Source organism: Pseudomonas sp. PvP025, assembly GCF_017832155.1.
Taxonomy (GTDB): domain Bacteria; phylum Pseudomonadota; class Gammaproteobacteria; order Pseudomonadales; family Pseudomonadaceae; genus Aquipseudomonas.
Genome location: NZ_JAFIBJ010000001.1, coordinates 1,168,481 through 1,190,534, shown reverse-complemented (window position 1 = coordinate 1,190,534; position 22,054 = coordinate 1,168,481). Strand labels below are relative to the sequence as shown.

Sequence of the window (22,054 nt, the reverse complement as noted above, 5' to 3'; positions counted from 1 at the left end):
TAAACATGAACAGCAAAAACAATTTCGATGATCGTGACACACGTAAAGGCGCTCCAATCAGCATCAAGGCGATTTCCCTGGATGATGTGATCGCGGAGATTGCCGAGCGTCGCGGCGAGTTTAATCAACGCTCCCATGTCCCTTTAGACATGATCGAAAAAATGAAAGCAGTCGGTATCTTCCGCGCCAGTACTCCCAAATGTTTCGGTGGCGATGCGCTGGCTCCAGCCGAGTTCCTGCGCATTGTAGAGCGGGTTTCCGAAGCCGACGGTTCGGTCGGTTGGGTAACCGCATTCGGCTCAGCCAACATCTACCTGGCGGCACTCCCCCAGGCAACCCAAGCGTTGATTTATGCCAACGGGCCAGACCAGGTCTATGCTGGCGGCCTTTACCCTCTACAACCCGCCAAAGAGACTGAAAATGGCTGGGAAGTCAGCGGGCACTGGCGGTTTGCTAGTGGGTGCAAAGGTGCCAACTGGATTGGTGTAGGTATCGGTGGCACATCGGCCAACGGTGGAGGACCGACGGCAGGCAAACCGCTGACCGCTGTGTTCCCGGCAAGCGAAGTGCAGATCGTCGACAACTGGAATGTTGTCGGAATGCAAGGGACGGGAAGCCATGACCTCAAATTGCACCAAAAGAACATCCAACACGAGTGGACTTTCGTGCGTGGCAGTGCCTCCACAATTGACGAGCCCCTCTATCATTACCCGTCCGTTTCCTACCAGGCGCAAGTTCACGCCGCCGTTAACCTTGGGCTGGCACGCGCAGCACTGGACTTGGTGATCGCAATGTCGGGCAGCACCAAGACTGTCACCGGTGCCCCGCGCTTGGGTGATCGCGCTTATTACCGCAGCGAACTGGGTAAGGCAGAGGCGATGCTGCGAAGCGCCCAGGCGTTTTTCTACGAATCCGCCGAAGCTGTATGGGCCTCGCTTTTGGCCGGTAATCCGGTGACCCTGCAGCAGACAAACTTATTGCGCCTCAGCGCTACCCATGCCGCTCATACCGGAGCGGACGTAGTCATGAAGGCTTATCGACTGGCTGGGACTGCAGCCATCTTCAATGACAATCGTCTGCAATGGATCGTACGCGACTCCATGGTAGTGACACAGCATGCTTTCCTCGGCGAAGCGACTTACGACGGCGCTGGCGCGGTGTTCGCCGGCATCGAACCGACCATCCCCTATCCTTGAGCACCATTATGCACAGCAGCTTCTGCCACGCTGCCGCAGCCTCTAGAGCTGATTCTGTAGGAGAAATATGCAGCCTTGTTAGCGAGTCTCTACCAACTTAACGAAAATCGCGTTCAGGTCATTTGGGTTGAAGATTGTCGCAATCGGGCTGCATCGGGCCAACATCAATCGATGTGTGCAAGTTGGTGAGTGGGCAATATCAGTTTTAATATGCGGTACACAGCTGTTTTCGCTCAAGTGTGTCATCAAGCGACCGATAAAAACTTATGCGCTGGGCCATCCGCCGCTGCTTGCGGGGAGCACATTCCACGCTCTAGGAAAACCATGACAATAAGAACAATGAACATTGCTCCGCGCGCATTTCTGGGGTTCTCCCTGATAGGCGCGCTAATGCTGATTCTCGGCCTCTTCGCCCTGTCTCAGATGAGCAAGATCCGAGCAGCTGGCGACGACATTGCGATAAATGGCGTCCCTAGCTTTCAGACCCTGAATGCTCTCACTGTGACGGGCGTCCGCATGCGGGTTTTATCGCATCGGCTGTTGACTGATCGCGAACCGAATATTCAGAACAGGACCATCGAATTACTTGAGGAACAAAACCAACAACTTAACAAGTTGCAGGCAGCATACGCCAAACTGATTTCATCCCCTGTAGAGCAATCCGACTACAACGACTATATGCGGCTGATGGGTGAATATCGCAAAATTGAAACGCGCCTTGTTACCCTCAGTCGGGCTGGCGATCTGCAGGAGCTAACGCGCGTGCTGAACGCCGAGTCTGCGGCTAACGCTGAGCAGATCAACGTAGCGTTGAATAAGCTTACTGACTTCAATAACGCCCAGCTGGCTATCATCAATCAATCCGCTGCTGACCAGTACAGCTCTGCGTTCAACTGGGTTGTCGGCCTCCTCATTATTGCCTCGCTGCTGACCATGCTGTTTGCCTGGCTGCTGACCAAGAGCATCACCCAACCGATAGCGTTGGCACTTGAAGCGGCTGAAACCATCGCCGAAGGTAATCTGACCCGACCAATAAAGGTTGATGGCACTGACGAAGCGGGCCGGTTGCTGCTAGCCATGCAAAAAATGCAGGAGAAACTGCGCGATACCTTGATGCGTATTTCCGGATCCGCAACACAACTGGCTTCCGCTGCCGAGGAACTGAACGCAGTTACCGATGAAAGCGCCCGTGGCCTTGCGCAGCAGGACAACGAAATAGAACAAGCCGCGACTGCAGTCAACGAAATGACCAGCGCCGTCGAAGAAGTGGCGCGTAACGCAGTGAGCACTTCAGAGGCGTCAAAAAACGCGACGGCGTCAGCAGGCGATGGCCGGGATCTGGTTCACGAAACCGTCAACGCTATCGAACGCATGAGCGGGGATGTGCAAAGCACCGCCAATCTGATTGGTAATCTTGCGGAAGAGTCCCGCGACATCGGCAAGGTTCTGGACGTGATTCGTGGCTTGGCGGATCAGACCAACCTGCTGGCGCTGAACGCAGCTATCGAAGCGGCCCGGGCCGGTGAAGCCGGTCGCGGCTTTGCGGTTGTCGCCGATGAAGTACGCGCCTTGGCCCATCGCACCCAGCAGTCCACCAGCGAAATTGAACGCATGGTTGGCAGCATTCAAGGCGGCACCCAAAAAGCGGTCAGTTCAATGCGTAACAGCACTGAACGTGCTGAATCTACCCTGAACATTGCGAAAGGCGCAGGCTTGGCGCTGGAAACCATCAACACCGCAGTGATCGAGATCAACGAGCGTAACCTGGTCATCGCCGCCGCTGCGGAAGAACAGGCTGCAGTCGCCCGTGAAGTGGACCGCAACTTGGTCAACATCCGGGACCTGTCGACGCAATCTTCCAACGGCGCAGCCCAGACCAGCGCCGCCAGCGGCGAGTTGACCCGCTTGGCGGTTGACCTGAACAGCATGGTGTCGAGGTTTCGCTTGTAAGAGGTATCGGAGACCATCTGTTAGAGTGAGACTTGCCCGCGCGTGCGATGAAGAGGTCTGCCTGATACACCAAGGCGCCTAGATCGCAGGCAAATCTGGCTCTCACAGAGTTCAATTTGAACCCTGATCCTGCCCACAAAATTACGGCCATTGGCGCTAAGTGTCCCATTGGCGTGTGGGCCAACCGTGGCGCTGGATAACGGCGCCATATGGTCCTCTGTGTTGCCTCCAAATTGCCCCGACTACAACGAGATGGCCACCCTCTCCGCTCCCATCGCTGGTGCGGAAGGTGACTGCGTCTGTCGATACATCCAGTGCGCCAGGCTCGAACGCAGCGTGATCGATTTGGCCAACCCGTTTCTGCGCACTGAGTCGCTTAACTCGATCGCTTAAAAATGATGTTTCACAGATTCCGCTCATTTCAGCCGCTTCTTGAAAAAAACACTTTGAACTGAAGCCTAAAACACTTTCGTGCGCATGCCTTGCCCGGAGCGCTGGCAGGTGCTGCCTGGCCACTAAGAAAATAACGGCTTGACCCTGCCTCTCGGTTCTCGTTAACCTCACCAAACCATCCTACCTTCCGGTAGGACGCCTATCATGAGTTTGTTATGGAAAAGAGTCATTTCGGCAATCCTTCACTGAAGTTTGCCATTGCCTTGGGCGCCATCGCCGCACTGGGGCCCTCAGCCGTCGATATGTATTTGCCAAGCCTGCCCGAAATGGCGGTTGATTATTCGACCAGTGTTGCCAGCATTCAGCTGACGCTCACGGTCTTTTTATTGGCAATGGGGCTTGGGCAACTGCTGTTCGGGCCGGTAGTCGACGCCCTGGGCCGTCGACGTCCACTGATAGCAGGCTTGTTGCTGTTCAGTTTGAGTGCGCTGGCTGCAGGAGCGGCACCAACCCTTGAGTGGCTACTCGTGGCACGATTTGCCCAAGGGATAGGCAGTGCTTTGACGTTGGTAGTCATCATGAGCATGGTGCGTGACGTCACTCAGGGCGTTCAGGCAGCAAAACTTTTTGGCCTGCTGCTGACCATTCAAGGCGTTGCTCCCATCATCGCCCCGGGGTTGGGTGGTTACATTGAGGCGCATTTCGGATGGCGGGCCGTCATGCTGGTACTGGCTGTTCTCGGTGCGCTGGTGGCGGTGAATTCGATGGCTGTTTTGCCTGAAACACTCCCCATGCAAAAGCGCGAGCCATTGAATATGAGACTTGCGATACGCACGTATGCGCGCATCGCAAAAGACTGTCGTTTTCTAAGGCCAGCCTTAGCGCTGTCAGCCGTGTTCTTCTTTCTCTTTGCCTATGTGGGCGGCGCTACATTTGTTTATCAGAAGGAATACGGACTTCCTGCTGCCCAGTTCGGTACGCTGTTTGGCGCAACCGGCATCGCGATTCTCATAGGGGCCGTCGTGGCTACCAGACTTGTGGGCAAGTACGGTTTGGCCCGCATGGCAACGGCTGGAGCTTTTTGCATCTTTGCAGGTTCTGTCATGGCCTACGGCGCAGCAGTATCTGGTTCTAGTTTGTACTGGCTGGCTGCCGGTGTTGCGGTAGCACTGCTTGGATTGGGGATTGCAGAAACCTCACTGATGACGCTGGTGATGTCTTCGCAAACCACTGCCCTGGGTTCAACGGCTGCATTGCTCGGCGCGTTTCAGCTTGGCATCTCGGCCTTCGCCACACCGTTGACCGGCTGGGCGAGCAGCCATGGCGCCATTGCCTGGTGCGCATTCCTGATAGTCTGCGCCGTTATGGTGGGTGCGCTGACCTGGGTCAGTGTGCGCGAAGGCAGGGCCGAGCACATCACCGCGTTAAATCACTGAATTAAAAGGTCATCCCGATGAAAGTGCTGAGCCCTTCGGCAAGCAGAATCTGTGATATCGCTCTGGTGCATTTCGCTGAGCGGGGATACGACGCCTCTTCGCTCAATGAAATCGCTGTCGTGGCAGGTATGCGCAAGCCCTCGTTATACGCGCACTTCAAGAGCAAGGATGATCTGTTCAACGCCGTGCTGAATCTGGCGCTGGCGACGGAGAGGCACTATATCGAAGAGATGTTTGCAAGCGTCCCGGCGAATGATGACGAGCCCGGCAAGCTGTACACGGACAATCTTTCAAACCGCTACGAGTCTTCCGCTGCTCTGCGTTTCCTGCTGCGCACGGCATTCTTTCCGCCTTCGGAATTAAAGGCATCGGTTACAAGTGGCTTTGAAGCCTATCTGGACCGTCTTCGTGAACGCTTCGGCGTAAGCCTTGAGAACAGGTATCCAGCACTGTCGGCGAACGAGATTTCAATGTTTCAGGATGCTTATATCGCGGTTATCGATAGCCTTCATGTCGAGTTGATTTACTGTAGTGAAGGCACCTACTGTCGGCGTCTTACCGCTTTGTGGCGCATTCTTGGTGATTCGCTGTCTCTGGCTGTGGGAAAGGTGGCGCATGAGTAACTCATCCATGCAAACGGTGCAAAACGTAGCGAGCGAGTCGCTTACAAAGCGAACTAACATAGGCTTCACATTTTAAAGCACGACAATTAATTCCATGGAGATCACAGAATGAAGCTCTACTACAAGCCTGGCGCCTGCTCCCTTTCGCCACACATCGTTGCAAACGAACTTGGCCTCAATGTCGAATTCATCAAGGTCGACCTCAAAGATCATGTAACAGAACAGGGAAAGAATTTTTACAAGGTCAACCCGCACGGCTACATTCCTGCGCTTGAGCTTGATAATGGTGAACTGCTCTTGGAGGGAGTTGTAATCATTCAATATCTTGCGGACCAGCACCCCGAAATAGGCCTCGCTCCAGCCAACGGAACGTTTGAAAGATACAAGCTTCAGGAAATGCTCGCCTTCCTCTCAACGGAAATCCATAAGGGCTTTATTCCGCTCTTTTATGCTACTCCGGCAGGAGATTACATTGAGATCGCAAGACCGAAGCTGGAGAAACGCTACGCTTGGATTAATCAGCATCTCTCAGACAAACAGTTTCTTATGGGTGAAAAATTCACGGTCGCTGACACCTACCTGTTTGCGGTGACTGGATGGGCTAAGGCGTCCTGGCTTAAGTCCTACGAGGATACGCCACTTCATCTTGACAGTCTTCATCACCTGCAAGCTTGGTACGAGCGTGTGAAGAGCCGTGAAGCCGTGCAACAGTCCATACTTGAGGAAGGTCTCGACTTGAACTAGCGTCTTGATGACTGTTGCCAACGGGTAGCCCACTGCAGACAATCGCAGCTAGCAAACACCGAGCTTGTCCAAGTTGGCTACAGGCGTCCAGTGGATTGACGTTTCATAGCAGCGTATGCGTCCGGCCAAGTCATCTACCAGCGCCGGAAGTTGATCGGTATCCAGCTCCATTTCGCTGGATTGGGCACACTCCTGAATGACCTGGACTTTGAAGGAGTTGGAGTAGGAATAGCGTGTTGGCTGCATGAAATACCCGCTTAAAAGGCTAGAACTGGTGTCCACTTAAACTTAAGTGCATACCATGTCTGGGCTTTGCGGGGTTGGGTACCCCCTCTGCTCTGAATATCGTCTGGATGTCTGATGAACCTGCGCGCGATCCTTATTCTCGGTGCCTTGAGCGCCTTTGGCCCCTTGGCCGTCGACTTTTATCTTCCTGGCTTCCCGGCCATTGCCCTGGCGTTTGGCACTGACGAGAAGCATGTCCAGTTGACCCTGGCGTCATATTTTCTGGGCTTGTCCATCGGTCAACTGGCTTACGGGCCGGTGGCGGATCGCTTCGGCCGACGTATCCCGCTGCTGTTCGGGGCTTCGCTCTTCACCCTCGCATCGCTGGCGTGTGCCTTCGCGCCGAATCTGGAATGGCTGATCGGCGCGCGCTTCGTTCAGGCGCTGGGCGGCTGTGCGGGGATGGTGATTGCCCGAGCCATTGTCAGCGACAGGTGCGATGCCGTTCAGTCGGCCAAAGTATTCTCGCAATTAATGCTGGTGATGGGCTTGGCGCCGATTCTGGCGCCCATGCTCGGCGGCTTGCTGGTCAACCTCTATGGGTGGCAGTCGATCTTCATCAGCCTGACGGCGTTCAGTGCGCTGGCTTCAATAGCCGTGGCGCTGGGCCTGCCGGAAAGCATGCCCGCCACTCATCCTCGCCAGCCTTTATCAGGCGCACTGACTCAGTACCGCCGCTTGTTGGGCGATCGTATTTTTCTAGGCCACGCGCTCACTGGCGGGATCGCCATGGCTGGGATGTTTTCTTACATCGCCGGTTCGCCGTTCGTGTTCATCAAGCTGTACGGAGTGCCGCCTGAGCACTATGGCTGGCTGTTCGGTACCAATGCGGCGGGTTTCATTCTGGTCTCGCAGCTCAATGCCCGGTTGGTGGGCAAAAAGGGGCCTGCGTTCCTGTTGTCGCGGGTTATCTGGATGTACCTCGCTGCTGCACTGGCATTGTTGGCGATTGCCGGTCTGCGCACCGAACAGCTCTGGCCCCTGCTGGTGCCCTTGTTTATTTGCATTGCCTGCCTGGGCTCCATCACCCCCAATGCCTCAGCCTGCGCTATGAACGGGCAATGGGCGCGTGCGGGCAGCGCGTCAGCATTGCTCGGTTGCCTGCAGTTCAGCGTGGCGGCAGCAGCGGCCGCGCTGGTGGGTGTACTTCACGATGGTACGGCGTTGCCAATGGCGCTGGTTATCAGCTCATGCGGTGCGTTGGCCGTGACGCTTGCAATGCTGACCCGCCGTTTGCAGCACAAACGTGATGTAGCGCTCCCGGGCTCATAGAAGGTTACTCGATGCTTCACCGCCGAGTAACAAAACCTGCACCTACCCCGATGGTCAACCTGTCCTTCAGGGCAAGTTCACCCTCATGTCGAGAGCGACCAATATCCAATCTCATTTCATCGCCACTGTTTCGTATCGAAGAGTTTCCTGACCGTAGATGCATACGTTTGCGATGAGCAAGACAATCTAGTGTCATCTCTGCATGTTGTCTCGCACGTGGCTGAGAATCTGGCTGACCCGGTCCTGGAATTGCAGGTTGACCAACACTTCGGTCATCTCGTCGCGAATTCCGTAGCTTTCCTGATTGAGCAGGTCGGCGGATTCGGCCATGGGCTCGGTGGCAAGCCAGATGTCGTCGATACGGATCAATGGGCAAGCTCACGGATAAAACGAGCGCATCCTTCAGGGTTTGAAGAGAGCCAGTGCACGGTCAATTTTTGCTGCCCGAAAGGGATCTCGATACTGACGGGCATTTGCTGATCGAGCTGGATCGCGGGCGCTAGTTTCATCGGGACGAAAGCGGGCAATGCCGACGCCTGATGATCACGATATGCGGGTATCCGCTTTCGAACTAAATTGGCGTTGATGCCGTGCCGCAGGGCTACGCTGGCCATAGACACGCCAGGTTGCAGACATTCTTGGACGACTTGGGCTTTAAAGGGTTTGGGATAGGAAGTTCTTTGGCGCATGGTAATCCTGACAATAAGGGTGATGGTGTCCACGTATTTTTAGGTGGAGAACATCGCCCTTATCGCTGGGATCGGATAGGTGACTTCGCTGAACGCTTACGTCCAAATCACAGCGGGTACGACCGGGATGAAAGCGAACCAGCGAAAACGCGGATAACCGGGAGGGGGGATGCGGCTAGATTGGCGCTGGGTCATGGGTTCGATCCTTGAACTTTGTTGCGGATATAAACAACATAGGAGTTTTCTGCCCTGTGCGTAACAACTTTAGATATCCAATGTGCCTTCCGTCTGATTTATGAGCAGCAGGTCACTGTTTCTTGGGTCTACCTACAGAGCCTAGGTTTCGCATGAGCCGAACCAACGACACCGGCAGTGACAGCTTTCTTGGCAAAGATATTTTTGGGTGCTAAATGCCGAAACGAAGAGTTCATTAAAATGACACTCGCGGTGCTGATGGCGCCGGAGTGACGTCGGCTAGGCGACACATGCGGAGCGCTGCCTGATGCCTCCGAGGGGAAAAATACCAAACAATCCCGTTGGGTAACTGCCTGAAAAATGCTTCTGTAACTCGACCGCTGATCCCCTCCTCCGACTGCCTTTATCTGTTGACAACAGGCAACAATCGGCCAATAGCGGACTCTCAGCCACGGCCAAAAGCGGACGTTCACATACCGTTTGGGAGTTTTAAAGCGTGAGAAAGGTGCGTCATCAAGCTAATTGACACACCCGTCAATCCGCAGAGACTACTGCGTGCCATTAATAGCAAAGTCGAAGATTTGGTAGCTCTTGATTTCGCTGCAAGCGACTTGCTGGCGGTATTCTGTATTCAATGGTCGGTTAAGAATGAATGGAACCCGCGTTTCCGAGACGCCGCCATGGGTTCGTAGGCGGTTGCCTTTCAAGCCCTCCAGGTCATGCAGCTTGGCAGAGCTGCCGAGGCAGACATCTTTTCTCGACACCACTATCACATCCGCCTCGCGATCTTCCGGCAGCTCGAACAGTCGACATGCGGTTTTCTTGTCCAGGGACAGATCAACTCCGTCGATCGCCGCTACTCGATCAATGACCGCTTGAGCGCTGACATTGCCTCGTGTCCAAACCCGCACAAACCCGCCAAGTGCACCGTGGTGGGCAACAAATGCGTCGGTGATGGGACAGATCACTGTGGTTTCGCCCGCTCCAAATTCCGCATCGAGAATATCTTGTAGCCAGATTACATTAGGTTCACCGTCTTCGTTGCTTTTGTCACTCATGCCGTGATCGGCGATCAGTCCCAACACAATGTCTTCGTTGACCAGCCGGCCGAAGGCATCGTCCAATGCTTGGTAGAACTGCCGAGCCTGGTCGTGATCGGGTGCCCACTTGTGTTGAACGAAGTCGGTCAGTGAGAGATACATCAGGCTCGGGCGCAGGTCCTGAAGCAACTTGATCCCCGCTTCCAATACGAATAGCGAAAGCTCCATTGAGTACATGTCAGGCCTGGGCATGCCGACATATTCCAATACGTTTTCAATACCGTTTTCCGCCAGCGTACAACGGTCGGCGAATTCCGATGAGAACGACACATGACCCTGGCTGACATCCAGCCCCTTGCCCAGTTGGCGGCGCAGTTTGTCCTTGGCCGTAATGGTCACCACTTTGGCACCGGCGTCGGCAAATCCGGCCAGAATTGTTTCGCCGCGCAGCAGTTCAGGGCCCGTCATGACGACCGGTTGCCAGGTAGCGGTATCCAGGTAGTAATTGCCGGATATGCCATGCTTGGCCACGGGCGTTCCAGTAATGATCGACATGTTGTTCGGGCAAGTGAACGAAGGCATCGACCCCATGGCGACCGTGGAGTAACCCTCTTCAACAAACCGCTGGATATTGGGTACCGTCCCCTCTGCCAGAAACTGGTGAAGATACTCCGGGTCTCCTCCATCGATGCACACCACTACGACGGGGCGTTCAGGTTGACGGTAGGATTTACCATTGATGGTGATAGTGCTGTTCATGATGACTCCTTTTGAATAATTCGAATGAGGCGTTTAGCGCCGTTTTTTGAGTAACGCTACGCGTGCGTGTGACGAGAGTTTTTCCACTGACAGAACCAGCAGGAACACCAGCAGAATGATGGTGGCGGCTTGGTCGAAGCGGAACATTTCCATGGCCGTCGCCAGTTCCGCACCAATGCCGCCGGCGCCTACCAGGCCCAGTACAACGGAGGCACGTACGGATTTTTCAAGGGCGAAAAGGCTGGTATTGATAAGGCTCGGCATTGCCATCGGCAGCGCGGCGCAGACCACTATCGAAGCGCGAGGCGCACCGATGGCGGTCAATGCTTCGGGCGCCCCGTCATCAACCTCCTCAATGGCCTCGGCAAAAAAACGCGCGCAAAAGCCCACGGTGTCCATGACCAGGGTCAGGGTGCCGGCAAAGGTACCCAGGCCCACGGAAGCAACGAAAAACAGTGCCCATGCCAAATCCGGAACGGTTCGGATAAAGCTCACCACGCTGCGAACGAAGGTGCGCACCAAGGGATGCGGCGTGTAATTACGCGCCATCAGCACCGCCAGGGGCAGGCTGATCAGCACGCCCAGTACAGTACCGACCAACGCCATCTGGAAAGTGACCAGCACTGCCACCAGCATTGGGCTTATGCGGTCCGTGGCGGGTGGCACCATTTCTCCGGCAATCTTCGCCATGTTCGGCAAACCGCTGAGCAGTTGCGGCAACGACAGGCCCGCCGCCGAGACCGACCAACAGAACAAGGCGATAAAACCCGCGAACAGCAAGGCTGAAACCAGTGAGGGTCGCTCGAAACGAGCTGGCAGGCCGGCCGTGGATTTATCACTCATACAGGCCTCGCAATTGCTGAACGCTTAACTGCTGGCTCACCGCATCCAGATGCAGCTTGCTGTCGCGCAGTCCCAGTACGCGGTCGGCGTAGTGCAAGGCGTGATCCAAGTGATGGGTGACGAATACCAAGGTCAGGTTCTGGCTGCGCACTAACGCCGAGAACACCTGCATTACGTCCTCTCCCGCCTGTGGGTCGAGGCTGGCGACGGGCTCGTCGGCAAAGATCATTTTCGGTTTTTGCATCAGTACGCGAGCAATGGCCACTCGTTGTGACTGGCCACCCGACAGTTCGCCGGCATAGCGACCACTCAAGTGCCCGAGATGAACTTGCTCCAGGCAATGCATGGCGTAGTCGAGGTGTTCGCGAGTGGCGATGGAGTGGAACCACAAGCGCGGCGTCCGCGAGTAGGCCATCGCGCCGTGCAACACATTTGTCAACACCGAAAGGCGGCTGACCAGATTGTGTTTTTGAAACACAAAGCCCACCTGCGAACGCGCTTTGGCGAGCGGCCTCAGGCCCAGGCCAGTGACGCTATGCCCAGCGAATTCGACGCTGCCGCTGTCAGGTTCTACAAGCCGCATGCAGCAACGCAACAGGGTGCTTTTGCCGGCGCCGTTTCCACCCACAATGGCGACCCGCTGACCTCGGGGAACATCGAAGGAAACATTGGACCACACGGGTGTGGGAGCACCTTCAAACTGCTTGCTCAGGTCACGCACCCGCAATGCGGTGTTCGAAATATTCGGAGGTGCCGAGGCATTCATGTCACTCACCTATGAAGTCAGAAAATTCCGGATACCCCACAGTGCGATACATCGAGCGCACCACGTTGTAATCCTTGTCGGCGATAGCGGAGAGAAAGCGCATGCCCTGATAACGTTTCACTTGCTCGGGACCTTGGCTGATGCTGTTGATCAACGCTGCCGAGTTATCCACGATCGCCTTGCGTAGACTCGCAATCGTTTCGGCGGGGACATGCTCACCCGCCATCAGCAGATCGCTCGGCAAATCACCGCCGCGTGCCAGCACACGAAAGGCATTACGTTGGTCTTGCGGCTCCTGCGCAATAAAGGTTTCGTAGTCCGAGCGGCCCATGCCCATGGCGCTCAGGTCGCCCCGTTTAAGGCCCTCCCATGCCAAGCGCAAATTGGTGTTGGTGACACTGACGTCTTTGAGCGGGTCGAGGTTGGCATCGGCGAGTAACTGCATGGGGCCGAGTTGGCGCGAGGTCGAACCGACCGGTCCCATGCCCAGGCGCTGCCCCTTGAGTTCTTGCAGAGAAAACACAGGGCTATCGGCTTTCACCACGATCATTGAGTAGTAATTAGGTCGATATAAGCCCGCTACCACGATGGCATTCGCACGCTTGTGCATCACCACATATTCCGCTGGACCCGCCAGAACAAAATCCACCTTTTTAAAGCGAAGAGCCTCCAGGGCGGCAGTGCGATTGGTCACAGGCAAAAAATCAATGCTCAGCCCACTCGCACGCTCCAACTCGGCTTTAAACGGACCAAATTCGCGCTGTAGCTCTTCAAGCCCAACAAGGTCAGTGACGGCGAGCTTGACGGACTCCGCCTGGGCGACCAGAGAGGTGCTCGTAAGCGCAAGCGCCATTGCGCCGGTATGCAGAAGCTTTCGAAACATGGTCGGATGTCCTTAACAGTTTGCGGGGTATGGGGGCATCCTAGGCGTCATTTATTGCATATTGTTGACAATATGCAAATCTATTGAAGGTTTGGTAGGCTTTGCCACCTATCTCTAAGCTGGACGTTTTTGATGAGTTCTCTCGACGCCATAGCTCTGTTGCGTACCCAATCGCTTACCACATTGGCGCATGAGCGCCTTGAGCAGCGCATTGCCACCGGCGAACTAGCGCCTGGCGATCCTTTACGCGAAGCGGCGATTGCCAATGACTTGGGGATTTCCAGGGGGCCGGTGCGCGAGGCGTTTCGCATGCTGGAAGAGCGAGGCCTGGTGATTTTCGAGAAGAATTGCGGGGTTCGTGTGCGCCAGCTTGACTTGAGTCAGGCCGTCCAGATCTATCAGGTACGAATTTCGCTCGAAAGTCTGATAGGCGAATTGGTCACTCAACATCTAACGCCAGATGCTTGCGCTCACATCAGCAGCGTGCTCGATAGCATGGCTGACGCTGTCCAGCGAGAGGATTTTTCGGCCTACATTATCCTGAACTTCGAGTTCCACGATCTGCTCGCCCGGTTCACGACCAATGAAGCGCTATACGACACTTATCGTCGTTTGGTAGTGCAACTCAAACTGTTCAGAAGCTATTCGTTGCGACACACACCGCAGTCCATCCATATCTCGTTGGGCGAGCACCAGGCAATCTTCAAGGCGATAGTGGATTCAGACGCAGTGTTGGCCGGGGCGCGTCTGCGCCAGCACTCGATTGACAGCCTGGAACGGCTGCACGCTTCTGTAGCGCGTTGAATTGCTCATCCAATTGATCAGACGCGAGCTCAATTAACGGGTGCTATTCAAGCCCCAGCTTTCGGTCTTGGCCAGGTTGCCTTTGCAATACGCATGAAATTATTGCCGCAGATCGCCTGGATATCCGCATCTGCATAACCCAAGCGCGTTAATTGTTGTGCAACCTCACCCAGTGTCTCTGGCTGCAACTGGGTGTGTCCGTTCATCTGGCCATAGTGTTCAATCGGCCACCAGTCGTTCTCTTCTTCACCTTCCGGCAGATCTTTATGCTCAGGGTGCAACTCGGTATCCAGACCTATTCCGATATGGCTCGTCCCGATGCGCTCTGCCAGATAGTCGATCTGTCGAATGTAACTGTCCACCGAAGCGGAGGGATCGCCCAGGAATATGCCCAAGCCTGTCAGTCCGATCACTCCACCTTGAGCGGCACACGCGAATATTTGTTCGTCGTCGATGGTTCGCGGGTGGTCAAAAATCGCTTTAACGTTGGTGTGAGAGAAAACCGCGGGGTGCTGTGAAATTTCCATAATCTCAAGACTTGAGCGTTTGCTGGCGTGCGAACAGTCAATGACAATTCCTGCTGTATTAATACCCTGTACGATCTTGCGTCCCAGGGGGGTCAATCCGGTACCTGCTCCATGGCAGCCGCCAGCGCAACTGTTGTCGCGGTTGTAGGCGAGCAACATTTGGCGAACCCCTAAGCTTGCGAACAGTGCCACCATCGCAGGATCCTGTAGCAGCATATTTGAACCTTCGATGTCAAAGGAGACCGCGAGCTTTCGATACGTGCGCGCGTGGTAGATATCGTCGACGGTGTCCACCAAGACAAAGTCTTCCGGGTGATCAGCCAGCCAGCTTCTAAACCCCGCAATCGTTCGCATCACAGTTTCAAACGGGGTCATGTCCATGCCAACGTTGATCGACACATGATGGAAGCCGGCTTTTCGATACCTGTTCAGGCGGGACATATCCTGTCCGGGAATCAATGGCAAGCACGCATGGGCCTCCCATTGAATCACCGGGGCCTTACTGACTCCTGATGGGTCAAGCTTCATCATTTAAACCCCGTCTTATCGCTTTGCTGTCCGCGAGTGCGCTAATGATGCCACCGCGCATTTCGCAATCTGAGCATCCTGTACGCCCAAGCCTGTAAGGTCTGCAATGGTAATCTGCGTGTCGTCCTGTCGTCCGATGGCGTGACCGCTCAGTACGCTGCCGAGTACTACAAGGCTGCCTTTGTCGATCAGGCCGGATTTGAAGGCTCCTGAAATCTCACCGAATTGGCAGCATTGCTCTATTGAGTCCACAGCAATGACATCTGCACGTGCAACCAGGTGTACATCCAGCTCTTGCTTGCCAAGGCTGTCTGCGCCAATAGCCGTGATGTGTGTCCCTGGGTTGACCCATTCATTCGCTATGATGGCTTCGCGAGAGGGTGTCGCCGTGATGATCAGGTTGGAGTGGGTCGCAACGTCCTTTGCATCTTGGGTGGCAACAACATCAAAGCCTAAAGCTTCGGCAAACTCACAGTATTGTTCCAAGCCTTGCCGGTTGCGACCGTAAACCGTCAAGCGTCGACATGGCGTGACGGGCATCAGTTGTTCCAGTTGCATGCGTGCCTGATCGCCGGTACCCACCACACCAATGCCTTTCACCTGTGAAGGCGCCATAGCTCTTGCCACGATTTGCCCCGCCAGCGCTGTACGCATTGAGGTCAGCCAGCCGCCATCCCGAAGCAAAGCGACGGGTTGCCCCGTCAAGGCCGAGAAAATCAGCGTCAGCCCATCATTACTGGAAAAACCCTTCGCAGGATTGTCGTAGAAACCCGCCGAGACCCTGACTGAAAACACCTCGTCTCCAAGCATCCAAGCCGACTTCACGCAGCAGTCACCGTTGCTGTCCGGAAACTGAAAGCTTTGAACCGGAGGTAGTTGCCCCCGTCCGTTAGCATGAGCAATGAATCCTGCTGCGATCAGCGCAGCAGCGTCTCTCGGGCACAAGGCACTGATGATTTGCGCTTGGGTGTAGATATTCATCGATTGCTCCATCGGCTATTGAAAGACGGGCGTTGCGCTTACCCGGCTGACTGGCGGCTACCCGCCGCCGTTAGACGGGATATGGCGCTACAATCGGGCGCTTCAGTAAAAGCGGAATAACCATAGCACAAAAATACAGTTAGTATCCCGAAGACGTTTTGTGTTTTTTTTCGAGGCATATTTTTACCGTGAATAAACATCTGGATAATTACATCAGCAGCGCCCAGGCGATTGCGAAGCTCCTGGATCCGCACGCCGAGGTCATTATTCATGACTTGGCCTCCGGAAAGATTGCACATATCTTCAATGTGTTCTCTCAGCGGCGGGTCGGCGACAGTTCATTGACGGATATCAACGACGGGGCATCATTCGAGGGAGATGTGGCGGGCCCTTATAGAAAGGTGAATTTTGATCGCCGGCAGCTAAGGTCGGTTACCGCGGTGCTCCGGGATCCTGACGGAATTCAGATCGGGCTCTTATGCGTAAATTTTGACATCACGGTCATGAGCGGGATGGCAGAAATCGCTGCATCATTTTTAGGTATTGAACAGACCGTCGAGAAGCCTCCAGCATTGTTCGCCACAGATTTTCAAGAGTTAGCTCATTCTGTCATGGATGAATTTTTGAGGGCTCGCAGGGTGACGTTGGGGTCGCTTACGTCAGAAGAAATGGTGGCACTGATTGGCGAAATGGATAAAGGCGGCGTCTTCGCGCTGCGCAATGCAACCCATTATATTTGCGAGCTGTTATCGCTATCACGGGCTACCGTATATAAATATTTAAGGCGTTCTAGAGCAGCCACTGGTGATTAGTACGAGTTCGCCATACGGATTTCAAGGCGCTGTTGAATAAGCGTGGTTCTGGATGCTTCAACGGGATGAAGGTGTTCATCACTGCACCTTCGCCTTGCGATTTTTGGGTCTCAGATAACGGCTTTCCTCCTGAGTCTATCCGCCTGACTTGCTGAGATTCACTACCAGCAGGCCAACAATAGTGAGGCTTGCACCCAGCAGAAATCCGTAACTTGTTTTTTCTCCAAGCCATAGGTACCCCATGAGTACGCCAAAGAGCGGACTCATGAAAGCCAGCACGCCAAGGCGAGCTGCGAGGTAGCGACGAAGCATCCAGAACCAGATCAAGTAGCTTGCTACTGACACAACCACTGTTTGAAAAATCAAGCTGACCACAGCATGGGTTGAAAAGGTCACTGCGTTCTGGCCTAGCAGCAGACTCAAGGGCAACAAGAGGAGAAACGCGCCCGCGAGTTGGTAGAACAGAGTCTGGGTTGCGGGTGCCTCACTGAGGCGGCTGGTACGCACCGCCACGGTTGTGAATCCCCATGCGGCACCTGCGCACAAACCCAACAGATCACCCAGCAGACTGTCTGCTATGGCTAGCTGAGTAGCTACCCCCTCACGTGGCATGAGAAAGGTGATGGCAATACCCGCGAACGCTAGAGACATGCCAAGCCATTGAATTGCACCAAGGCGCTCCTCCGTCAGGCGCAGATGCAGGCCGATGGCGGCGAATAACGGCGCTGTATACAGAAAAACCGTCATATGCGAAGCACTTGTCCAGCGTAGTCCTTGCGCAACCAGCAGAAACTCAGTGGCAAATAAAACGCCCACGACTAACCCGGAGCGGCACCAAACGTTTGGTAACCACACCTCCCGCATGATCCATTTTCCTATTAGCCAGACCAGGAATGCAGCGACGCCGGAGCGAGCGGCGACCTGCATGATAGGGGCTATGTCGTCCGCAACCGCTTTGATCGCCACTTGCTGAGCACCCCATATGAGGCATAGCAGAACCATCACCGCTGTGGCGGTTCCGTCTACTGACTTTCTCATTTATCGATACCTTTTGATTTGGGCAACCCTTTATGGGGCTGCGACGACCTGCTTTTCACCGCTAGTGATTTATCGTCAAACCAGGTTGCTCGAACAATCGGCATTGGTCTTTCCTTGGAAGTTGGGATGTGTTGTTGCCTTGCGGCGAACTTCGATTGTGCGAAAGTAAGCAAGCCGCTACAAATCACGTGTTTTCAGCCTATAGAAGAGAAAAACTACGTTATGAGAGCTGATACGCCCCTTCGGGCCATAGCTTGTTTTGATGCGGTCATGCGAACGGGAAGCGTCAGTCTTGCGGCGAGCCAGTTGTTTGTGACGCCGGGAGCCGTAGGGCAACAAATTCGCAAGCTGGAAAGTTGGCTGGGAACGCCGCTGTTTGTGCGTGCTGCGCGCAGGCTACGACCGACCACTGAAGCGCTGAGCTATTGGGAGCAAGTCAAGCCGGCGCTTCGCCAGCTAGAGACCGCCAATCTCGCCGTCCGCGGTATCAGGGAGAAACAGGTACGTTTAAGCCTGCCGCCGGCGTTCGCTAACTCCTGGTTCGCACAGCGCATGCCTCTGTTCACGGAACGTCATCCAGAGGTGCAACTGCACGTGAGCGCATCTACCGAGGCTGTGGATTTCAATGACGCTACTTGCGACCTGGCAGTGCGGCATTTCGATGGATATGGCAGTGACGTGAACGCAGAACTGCTCTTGCCGGACGAGGTAAGGGTTTATTGCAGCCCGGCTTACCGCGAACGGCTCCAGTTGCATAGCCTTGATTGTTTGCTGGGAGCAACCTTGCTCTATACGACGTCTCATGCCCACTGGTCTCAATGGCTATCATCGGTCGGGATGTCTCCCGATAGCTTCTCCAGCAGCCTCAAATTCGATCAGTCTGAGCTGGCAATCGACGCGGCCCGGCGCGATCAAGGTCTAGTGCTCACCAGCCCTTGGCTGGTTGAGGAAGACGTACAGCGAGGCCTTCTCGTACCGGTCTTTGACGCTGTACTAAAGACGGGTAAAGGCTATTACGTGGTGCAGGCCAACGATGTGGTGTTGGGCGAGGCGGCCCAACTGTTGCGCCGGTGGCTTTGCGATGTAGCGCAGCGAGTTCAACAAAACTGATGACTTAAGGGCGATGCTTTCTACTTAACGTGAACGGCAGGGGTCGAGAAGGTGACTTTGCCAGACGCCTTTCGCCAAGGCGCCAGGATGAGTGCAATCGCGCAATGCAACCTCACAGGTTCACCGGACGACCGGACGAAGGTGTACACCATTCTGGAGCCCCATTTATGGAGCGGCATGGTGGTGCCGCTCAACAGTTGTCGGCCATGTGCGGTCTCATTAGTCGTTATGACCTCAAAGTCGTATTTGAGCGAGTTGGTGGTAACGTCGTACTGTCCAGCTCGCTGCCATTTTTTTATCTGGCTCAATCTGTATTGTGTATTCAGTACTCGTCGCGGGTGCTCCTGGAACGGTGCCTTCATTTCTTCGTAGATGTCCATCGTCCTTTCTTACCCGAGCGCAATTTGCCGGCGAGCCATGACAGCGTTATGGCCGGAATTGAGAGAACGGCCGCAACGATGATACCGGCAGCTAGCAACGGGGATGTACCAGAAGTCGCCAAAACCACGGGGACCTGAGAGAGCATTACGATGGCGCCTGCGGACCACTGTGAGCTTTTTAGAACGGCTCCAAGGATCACGGACAACGCTAGCGCGGCGGGATAGATGATGGTCCAGTAACTGGCCAGGTCCCAAGGCTCCTCAGCTCCTGTGATGGCTGAAACAACAGTCCAAAAAAACAGAGAAACAACACAGGCAACGATGAATGGCATAACAATTCCTAGACCTTCCGAGCCAGTCGGCGTTGGTCGTAATCGTAATCGTAATCGTAATCGTGGTGGAGGGTCCGGTCTCTTGATTTTGTTCTTAAACACTTCGTAGAAAAATGACAAATTCCCGCGATTGCAGCCATCAATTATGAAGAGGGGCGCCCAAATTCCAGCAATGGCTTTTTGGTCTACGGGTTGTCCGGCGATCAAAGCCAAAATAACAATAGCCAGCTTAGAGGTTTCCAGCCTTTAGCCCATGTCGTCGGCGTATCTGCGCCAAAATACCCAATATGAGCCTTATAACATTAGTATTGATTACGCACTCCATCGCTGAGTTTACTGATCCAGGCGTTGACGAAACCGAGGAATAGCAAAATCCAGGAATCGCCTCATTTTCAGGGGCATATGCCCAGGTGAGATGTGGATCAGGTTGATAGGCGCCGACGAAGGCTCATATTTTTCCAGCACAATTTCCAGCAGTCCCTCGCTGATCGCTTTCGCGACTTGGTAGTGCAATAACTGAACGACTCCCACTCCATCAGTGGCGGCCTGCGCCGCTGCTTCAGCGGTCGTCACCGATAAGCGCGGGGTCATCCGCCTCGTTGATTCCGCCACGCCATGTTTTGAGTGTTGAAAAGGCATAGGGGCGTCAAGTCGCACGGTTGGCAAATGCTGCAGATCTGCGGGACATTCAGGTCTTCCATACTCGTCCAGCAGCCTGGGACTCGCGCAAATGACAGTTCTCATGGCCCCCACGCGAGTGGCGATCATGCCGCTATCAGCGAGTGCTCCAATGCGCACTGCCATGTCCACGTGGTCTTCAACGAGGTGAGCGTTGCGATCAGAAAGCAAGAGCCGGATGTTGATTTCGGAAAACTCTCCTAAAAACGCGTTGACGATCGGCAGCACATGCAGCCGGCCGAACATGATTGGCGCGGTCAGGACCAGTTCGCCTTTGGGGACAATGAATTCTCCGGCAGCTTCGCGTTCGGCAACCTCCAACTGCTCCAGTATTCGGCGCGCAGCAGCCACATAAGCCTCTCCTGCATCGGTCAACGAGAGCCTACGCGTGGTTCGAATCAATAAACGGCTACCTATCAGCATCTCCAGGTCAGAAATTTTCCTGCTGATGGTGGGGAGAGGGATACCGGCTAGCCGTCCGGCTGCCGTCAGGCTGCCAGCATCAATCGCCGCCACGAGCAGCTTCATTGCCTCAAATCTGTCCATGGATTATTCCAATATCTGGTAGGGAGATTACCGAGATTCTCAGATTATGTTGATTGATTGAAATAGGCAATATAGCCCTATCAAGTTGGTGCGCCTGACGCCCGATAAGCCATGAACTCACCGCCTGATAAACCACTTATCTTTTTCATTCAGTGTCGAAGGAGTTTGCATGAGCATCAAGACTTTGTTAGCCGCAACTGCCCTCAGTGCCGCGCTCGCCAGCGCAGGCGTGGAAGCAGCCGAAATCAGCCACCAAAGGGTAACCGACGTCCAACACCATTTTGTAGAGGTAAAAGGGGTCCGCATTTTCTATCGGGAAGCGGGCGACCCATCGGCGCCAACCATCGTATTGCTTCATGGATTCCCTACCTCATCATTCATGTATCGCGACTTGATTGCGAAGCTGGCGGACCGTTACCACGTGATTGCCCCTGACTTCCCAGGGTTTGGCTTCTCGGACAGCCCTGATCGGGCGAAGTACTCATACACGTTCGACAACATCGCCAAAACCATGGACGGATTTACTGAAGCACTTGCGCTGAATCGCTACGCCCTTCAAGTGTTCGACTACGGTGCGCCTGTAGGCTGGCGGATGGCCGTCGCACACCCCGATCGAATCAGCGCAATCATCAGCCAGAACGGGAATGCTTACGTTGAAGGCCTCAGCGAGGGCTGGAACCCGATTCAACGTTACTGGAACGCTCCAACTGCCGAGAACCGCAACGCATTGCGCGAGCTGCTCAAACCAGAATCAATCAAGTGGCAATACACGCATGGCGTAGCGGACCCTGACAGTATCGCGCCTGAAACTTACACCCTGGATTACGCGTTCGTTTCGCGACCAGGTAACGATGAAATCCAGCTGGACCTGTTCGCAGACTACGCCACCAACGTGAAGCGCTACCCCGAGTTCCAGGCGTATTTCCGCAAATATCAGCCGCCGATGTTGGCCGTCTGGGGAAAGAACGATCCATTTTTTCTCCCTGCAGGCGCGAAAGCATTCAAGCGTGATATTCCCAAAGCCGAGGTACATTTCTACGACACCGGGCACTTCGCACTGGAAACACACTTGAACGAGATCAGCAGCGAAATCCACAATTTCCTGGACCGGAATGTGGTTCGGCAAAAATAAGCCCCGCCACACGTCTGCAACGGCGGGCCGTGCGCTCGCTGTTGCTGGTCCTCTATACTCACTCGTTAGTGTGTGGTGTGTTACGTGACTGAATAGCCCCTAGCTTCGTAGA

At 54.8% G+C, this 22,054-nt stretch carries 20 protein-coding genes and 2 pseudogenes; 11 read left to right on the top strand and 11 right to left on the bottom strand.

Annotated features, from left to right (window positions below; translation table 11 throughout):
• Positions 1-5 precede the first annotated feature (5 nt).
• From JOE32_RS04700 to JOE32_RS04675, 7 genes and pseudogenes are all read left to right on the top strand, one after another.
• Entirely contained in the window at positions 6-1,196 is a 1,191-nt protein-coding gene (locus JOE32_RS04700; protein WP_209981882.1) for an acyl-CoA dehydrogenase family protein, read from the top strand.
• A gap of 324 nt (positions 1,197-1,520) precedes the next feature.
• On the top strand, positions 1,521-3,146 hold the full coding sequence (locus JOE32_RS04695; protein ID WP_209981880.1) for a methyl-accepting chemotaxis protein: 1,626 nt from the start codon (positions 1,521-1,523) through the stop codon (positions 3,144-3,146).
• 285 nt (positions 3,147-3,431) lie between these two features.
• Positions 3,432-3,582 (top strand): annotated as a pseudogene (locus JOE32_RS24930) (transcriptional regulator FeaR); the annotation flags it as partial.
• A 172-nt stretch (positions 3,583-3,754) separates the two neighbouring features.
• Positions 3,755-4,975: a multidrug effflux MFS transporter gene (locus tag JOE32_RS04690; protein ID WP_209981878.1), complete on the top strand. Its 1,221-nt coding sequence runs from the start codon at positions 3,755-3,757 to the stop codon at positions 4,973-4,975.
• A 17-nt stretch (positions 4,976-4,992) separates the two neighbouring features.
• Positions 4,993-5,598 carry a helix-turn-helix domain-containing protein gene (locus JOE32_RS04685; protein WP_209981876.1) on the top strand — a complete coding sequence of 202 codons (606 nt, stop codon included), beginning with the start codon at positions 4,993-4,995 and terminating at the stop codon, positions 5,596-5,598.
• Positions 5,599-5,706: 108 nt separating this feature from the next.
• The gene (gene gstA, locus JOE32_RS04680; RefSeq protein WP_209981874.1) at positions 5,707-6,342 is read left to right on the top strand and encodes a glutathione transferase GstA; all 636 of its coding nucleotides are present in this window, start codon (positions 5,707-5,709) and stop codon (positions 6,340-6,342) included.
• 360 nt (positions 6,343-6,702) lie between these two features.
• On the top strand, positions 6,703-7,899 hold the full coding sequence (locus JOE32_RS04675; RefSeq protein ID WP_209981872.1) for a multidrug effflux MFS transporter: 1,197 nt from the start codon (positions 6,703-6,705) through the stop codon (positions 7,897-7,899).
• Between the two features lie 201 nt (positions 7,900-8,100).
• Here JOE32_RS04675 and JOE32_RS04670 read toward each other — a convergent pair.
• The 6 genes and pseudogenes from JOE32_RS04670 to JOE32_RS04645 all read right to left on the bottom strand — a co-directional run.
• A pseudogene (locus JOE32_RS04670) lies at positions 8,101-8,229 on the bottom strand (chemotaxis protein); the annotation flags it as partial.
• 35 nt (positions 8,230-8,264) lie between these two features.
• A complete protein-coding gene (locus JOE32_RS04665; RefSeq protein WP_209990344.1) occupies positions 8,265-8,588 on the bottom strand; it encodes a transposase in 324 nt (107 codons plus the stop codon).
• Positions 8,589-9,331: 743 nt separating this feature from the next.
• Positions 9,332-10,582, bottom strand: coding sequence for a phosphonoacetate hydrolase (phnA, locus tag JOE32_RS04660; RefSeq protein WP_209981871.1), 1,251 nt, complete (start codon positions 10,580-10,582; stop codon positions 9,332-9,334).
• A 33-nt stretch (positions 10,583-10,615) separates the two neighbouring features.
• Positions 10,616-11,425, bottom strand: coding sequence for a phosphonate ABC transporter, permease protein PhnE (phnE, locus tag JOE32_RS04655; RefSeq protein WP_209981869.1), 810 nt, complete (start codon positions 11,423-11,425; stop codon positions 10,616-10,618).
• Entirely contained in the window at positions 11,418-12,191 is a 774-nt protein-coding gene (locus JOE32_RS04650) for an ATP-binding cassette domain-containing protein (protein ID WP_209981866.1), read from the bottom strand. The genes phnE and JOE32_RS04650 overlap by 8 nt, the downstream gene beginning before the upstream one ends.
• A gap of 1 nt (position 12,192) precedes the next feature.
• A complete protein-coding gene (locus JOE32_RS04645) occupies positions 12,193-13,074 on the bottom strand; it encodes a PhnD/SsuA/transferrin family substrate-binding protein (RefSeq protein WP_209981864.1) in 882 nt (293 codons plus the stop codon).
• A 132-nt stretch (positions 13,075-13,206) separates the two neighbouring features.
• Between JOE32_RS04645 and JOE32_RS04640 the strand changes: the two genes are divergently transcribed.
• Positions 13,207-13,878, top strand: coding sequence for an FCD domain-containing protein (locus JOE32_RS04640; protein WP_209981862.1), 672 nt, complete (start codon positions 13,207-13,209; stop codon positions 13,876-13,878).
• A 47-nt stretch (positions 13,879-13,925) separates the two neighbouring features.
• On the opposite strand, the gene JOE32_RS04635 is transcribed toward JOE32_RS04640, so the two are convergent.
• Both JOE32_RS04635 and JOE32_RS04630 read right to left on the bottom strand, forming a co-directional pair.
• Positions 13,926-14,936, bottom strand: a complete 1,011-nt coding sequence (locus JOE32_RS04635) for a membrane dipeptidase (protein ID WP_245228971.1) — start codon at positions 14,934-14,936, stop codon at positions 13,926-13,928.
• Positions 14,937-14,948: 12 nt separating this feature from the next.
• Positions 14,949-15,914 carry an ornithine cyclodeaminase family protein gene (locus JOE32_RS04630; RefSeq protein ID WP_209981860.1) on the bottom strand — a complete coding sequence of 322 codons (966 nt, stop codon included), beginning with the start codon at positions 15,912-15,914 and terminating at the stop codon, positions 14,949-14,951.
• A 188-nt stretch (positions 15,915-16,102) separates the two neighbouring features.
• Between JOE32_RS04630 and JOE32_RS04625 the strand changes: the two genes are divergently transcribed.
• Complete coding sequence (locus JOE32_RS04625; protein WP_209981858.1) at positions 16,103-16,726, top strand: PAS domain-containing protein; 624 nt, start codon at positions 16,103-16,105, stop codon at positions 16,724-16,726.
• A 135-nt stretch (positions 16,727-16,861) separates the two neighbouring features.
• Here the strand turns inward: JOE32_RS04625 and JOE32_RS04620 are convergent, their stop codons facing one another.
• Positions 16,862-17,764 carry a DMT family transporter gene (locus tag JOE32_RS04620; RefSeq protein WP_209981856.1) on the bottom strand — a complete coding sequence of 301 codons (903 nt, stop codon included), beginning with the start codon at positions 17,762-17,764 and terminating at the stop codon, positions 16,862-16,864.
• An 18-nt stretch (positions 17,765-17,782) separates the two neighbouring features.
• Between JOE32_RS04620 and JOE32_RS04615 the strand changes: the two genes are divergently transcribed.
• Entirely contained in the window at positions 17,783-18,874 is a 1,092-nt protein-coding gene (locus tag JOE32_RS04615; protein ID WP_245228969.1) for a LysR substrate-binding domain-containing protein, read from the top strand.
• Positions 18,875-19,232: 358 nt separating this feature from the next.
• Here JOE32_RS04615 and JOE32_RS04610 read toward each other — a convergent pair whose 3' ends face one another.
• Entirely contained in the window at positions 19,233-19,586 is a 354-nt protein-coding gene (locus JOE32_RS04610) for a hypothetical protein (protein ID WP_209981854.1), read from the bottom strand.
• Positions 19,587-19,919: 333 nt separating this feature from the next.
• Positions 19,920-20,810 carry a LysR family transcriptional regulator gene (locus JOE32_RS04605; protein WP_209981852.1) on the bottom strand — a complete coding sequence of 297 codons (891 nt, stop codon included), beginning with the start codon at positions 20,808-20,810 and terminating at the stop codon, positions 19,920-19,922.
• Positions 20,811-20,979: 169 nt separating this feature from the next.
• Here JOE32_RS04605 and JOE32_RS04600 point away from each other — a divergent pair, with 169 nt between their 5' ends.
• Positions 20,980-21,942, top strand: coding sequence for an alpha/beta hydrolase (locus JOE32_RS04600; RefSeq protein ID WP_209981850.1), 963 nt, complete (start codon positions 20,980-20,982; stop codon positions 21,940-21,942).
• Positions 21,943-22,054: the final 112 nt, after the last annotated feature.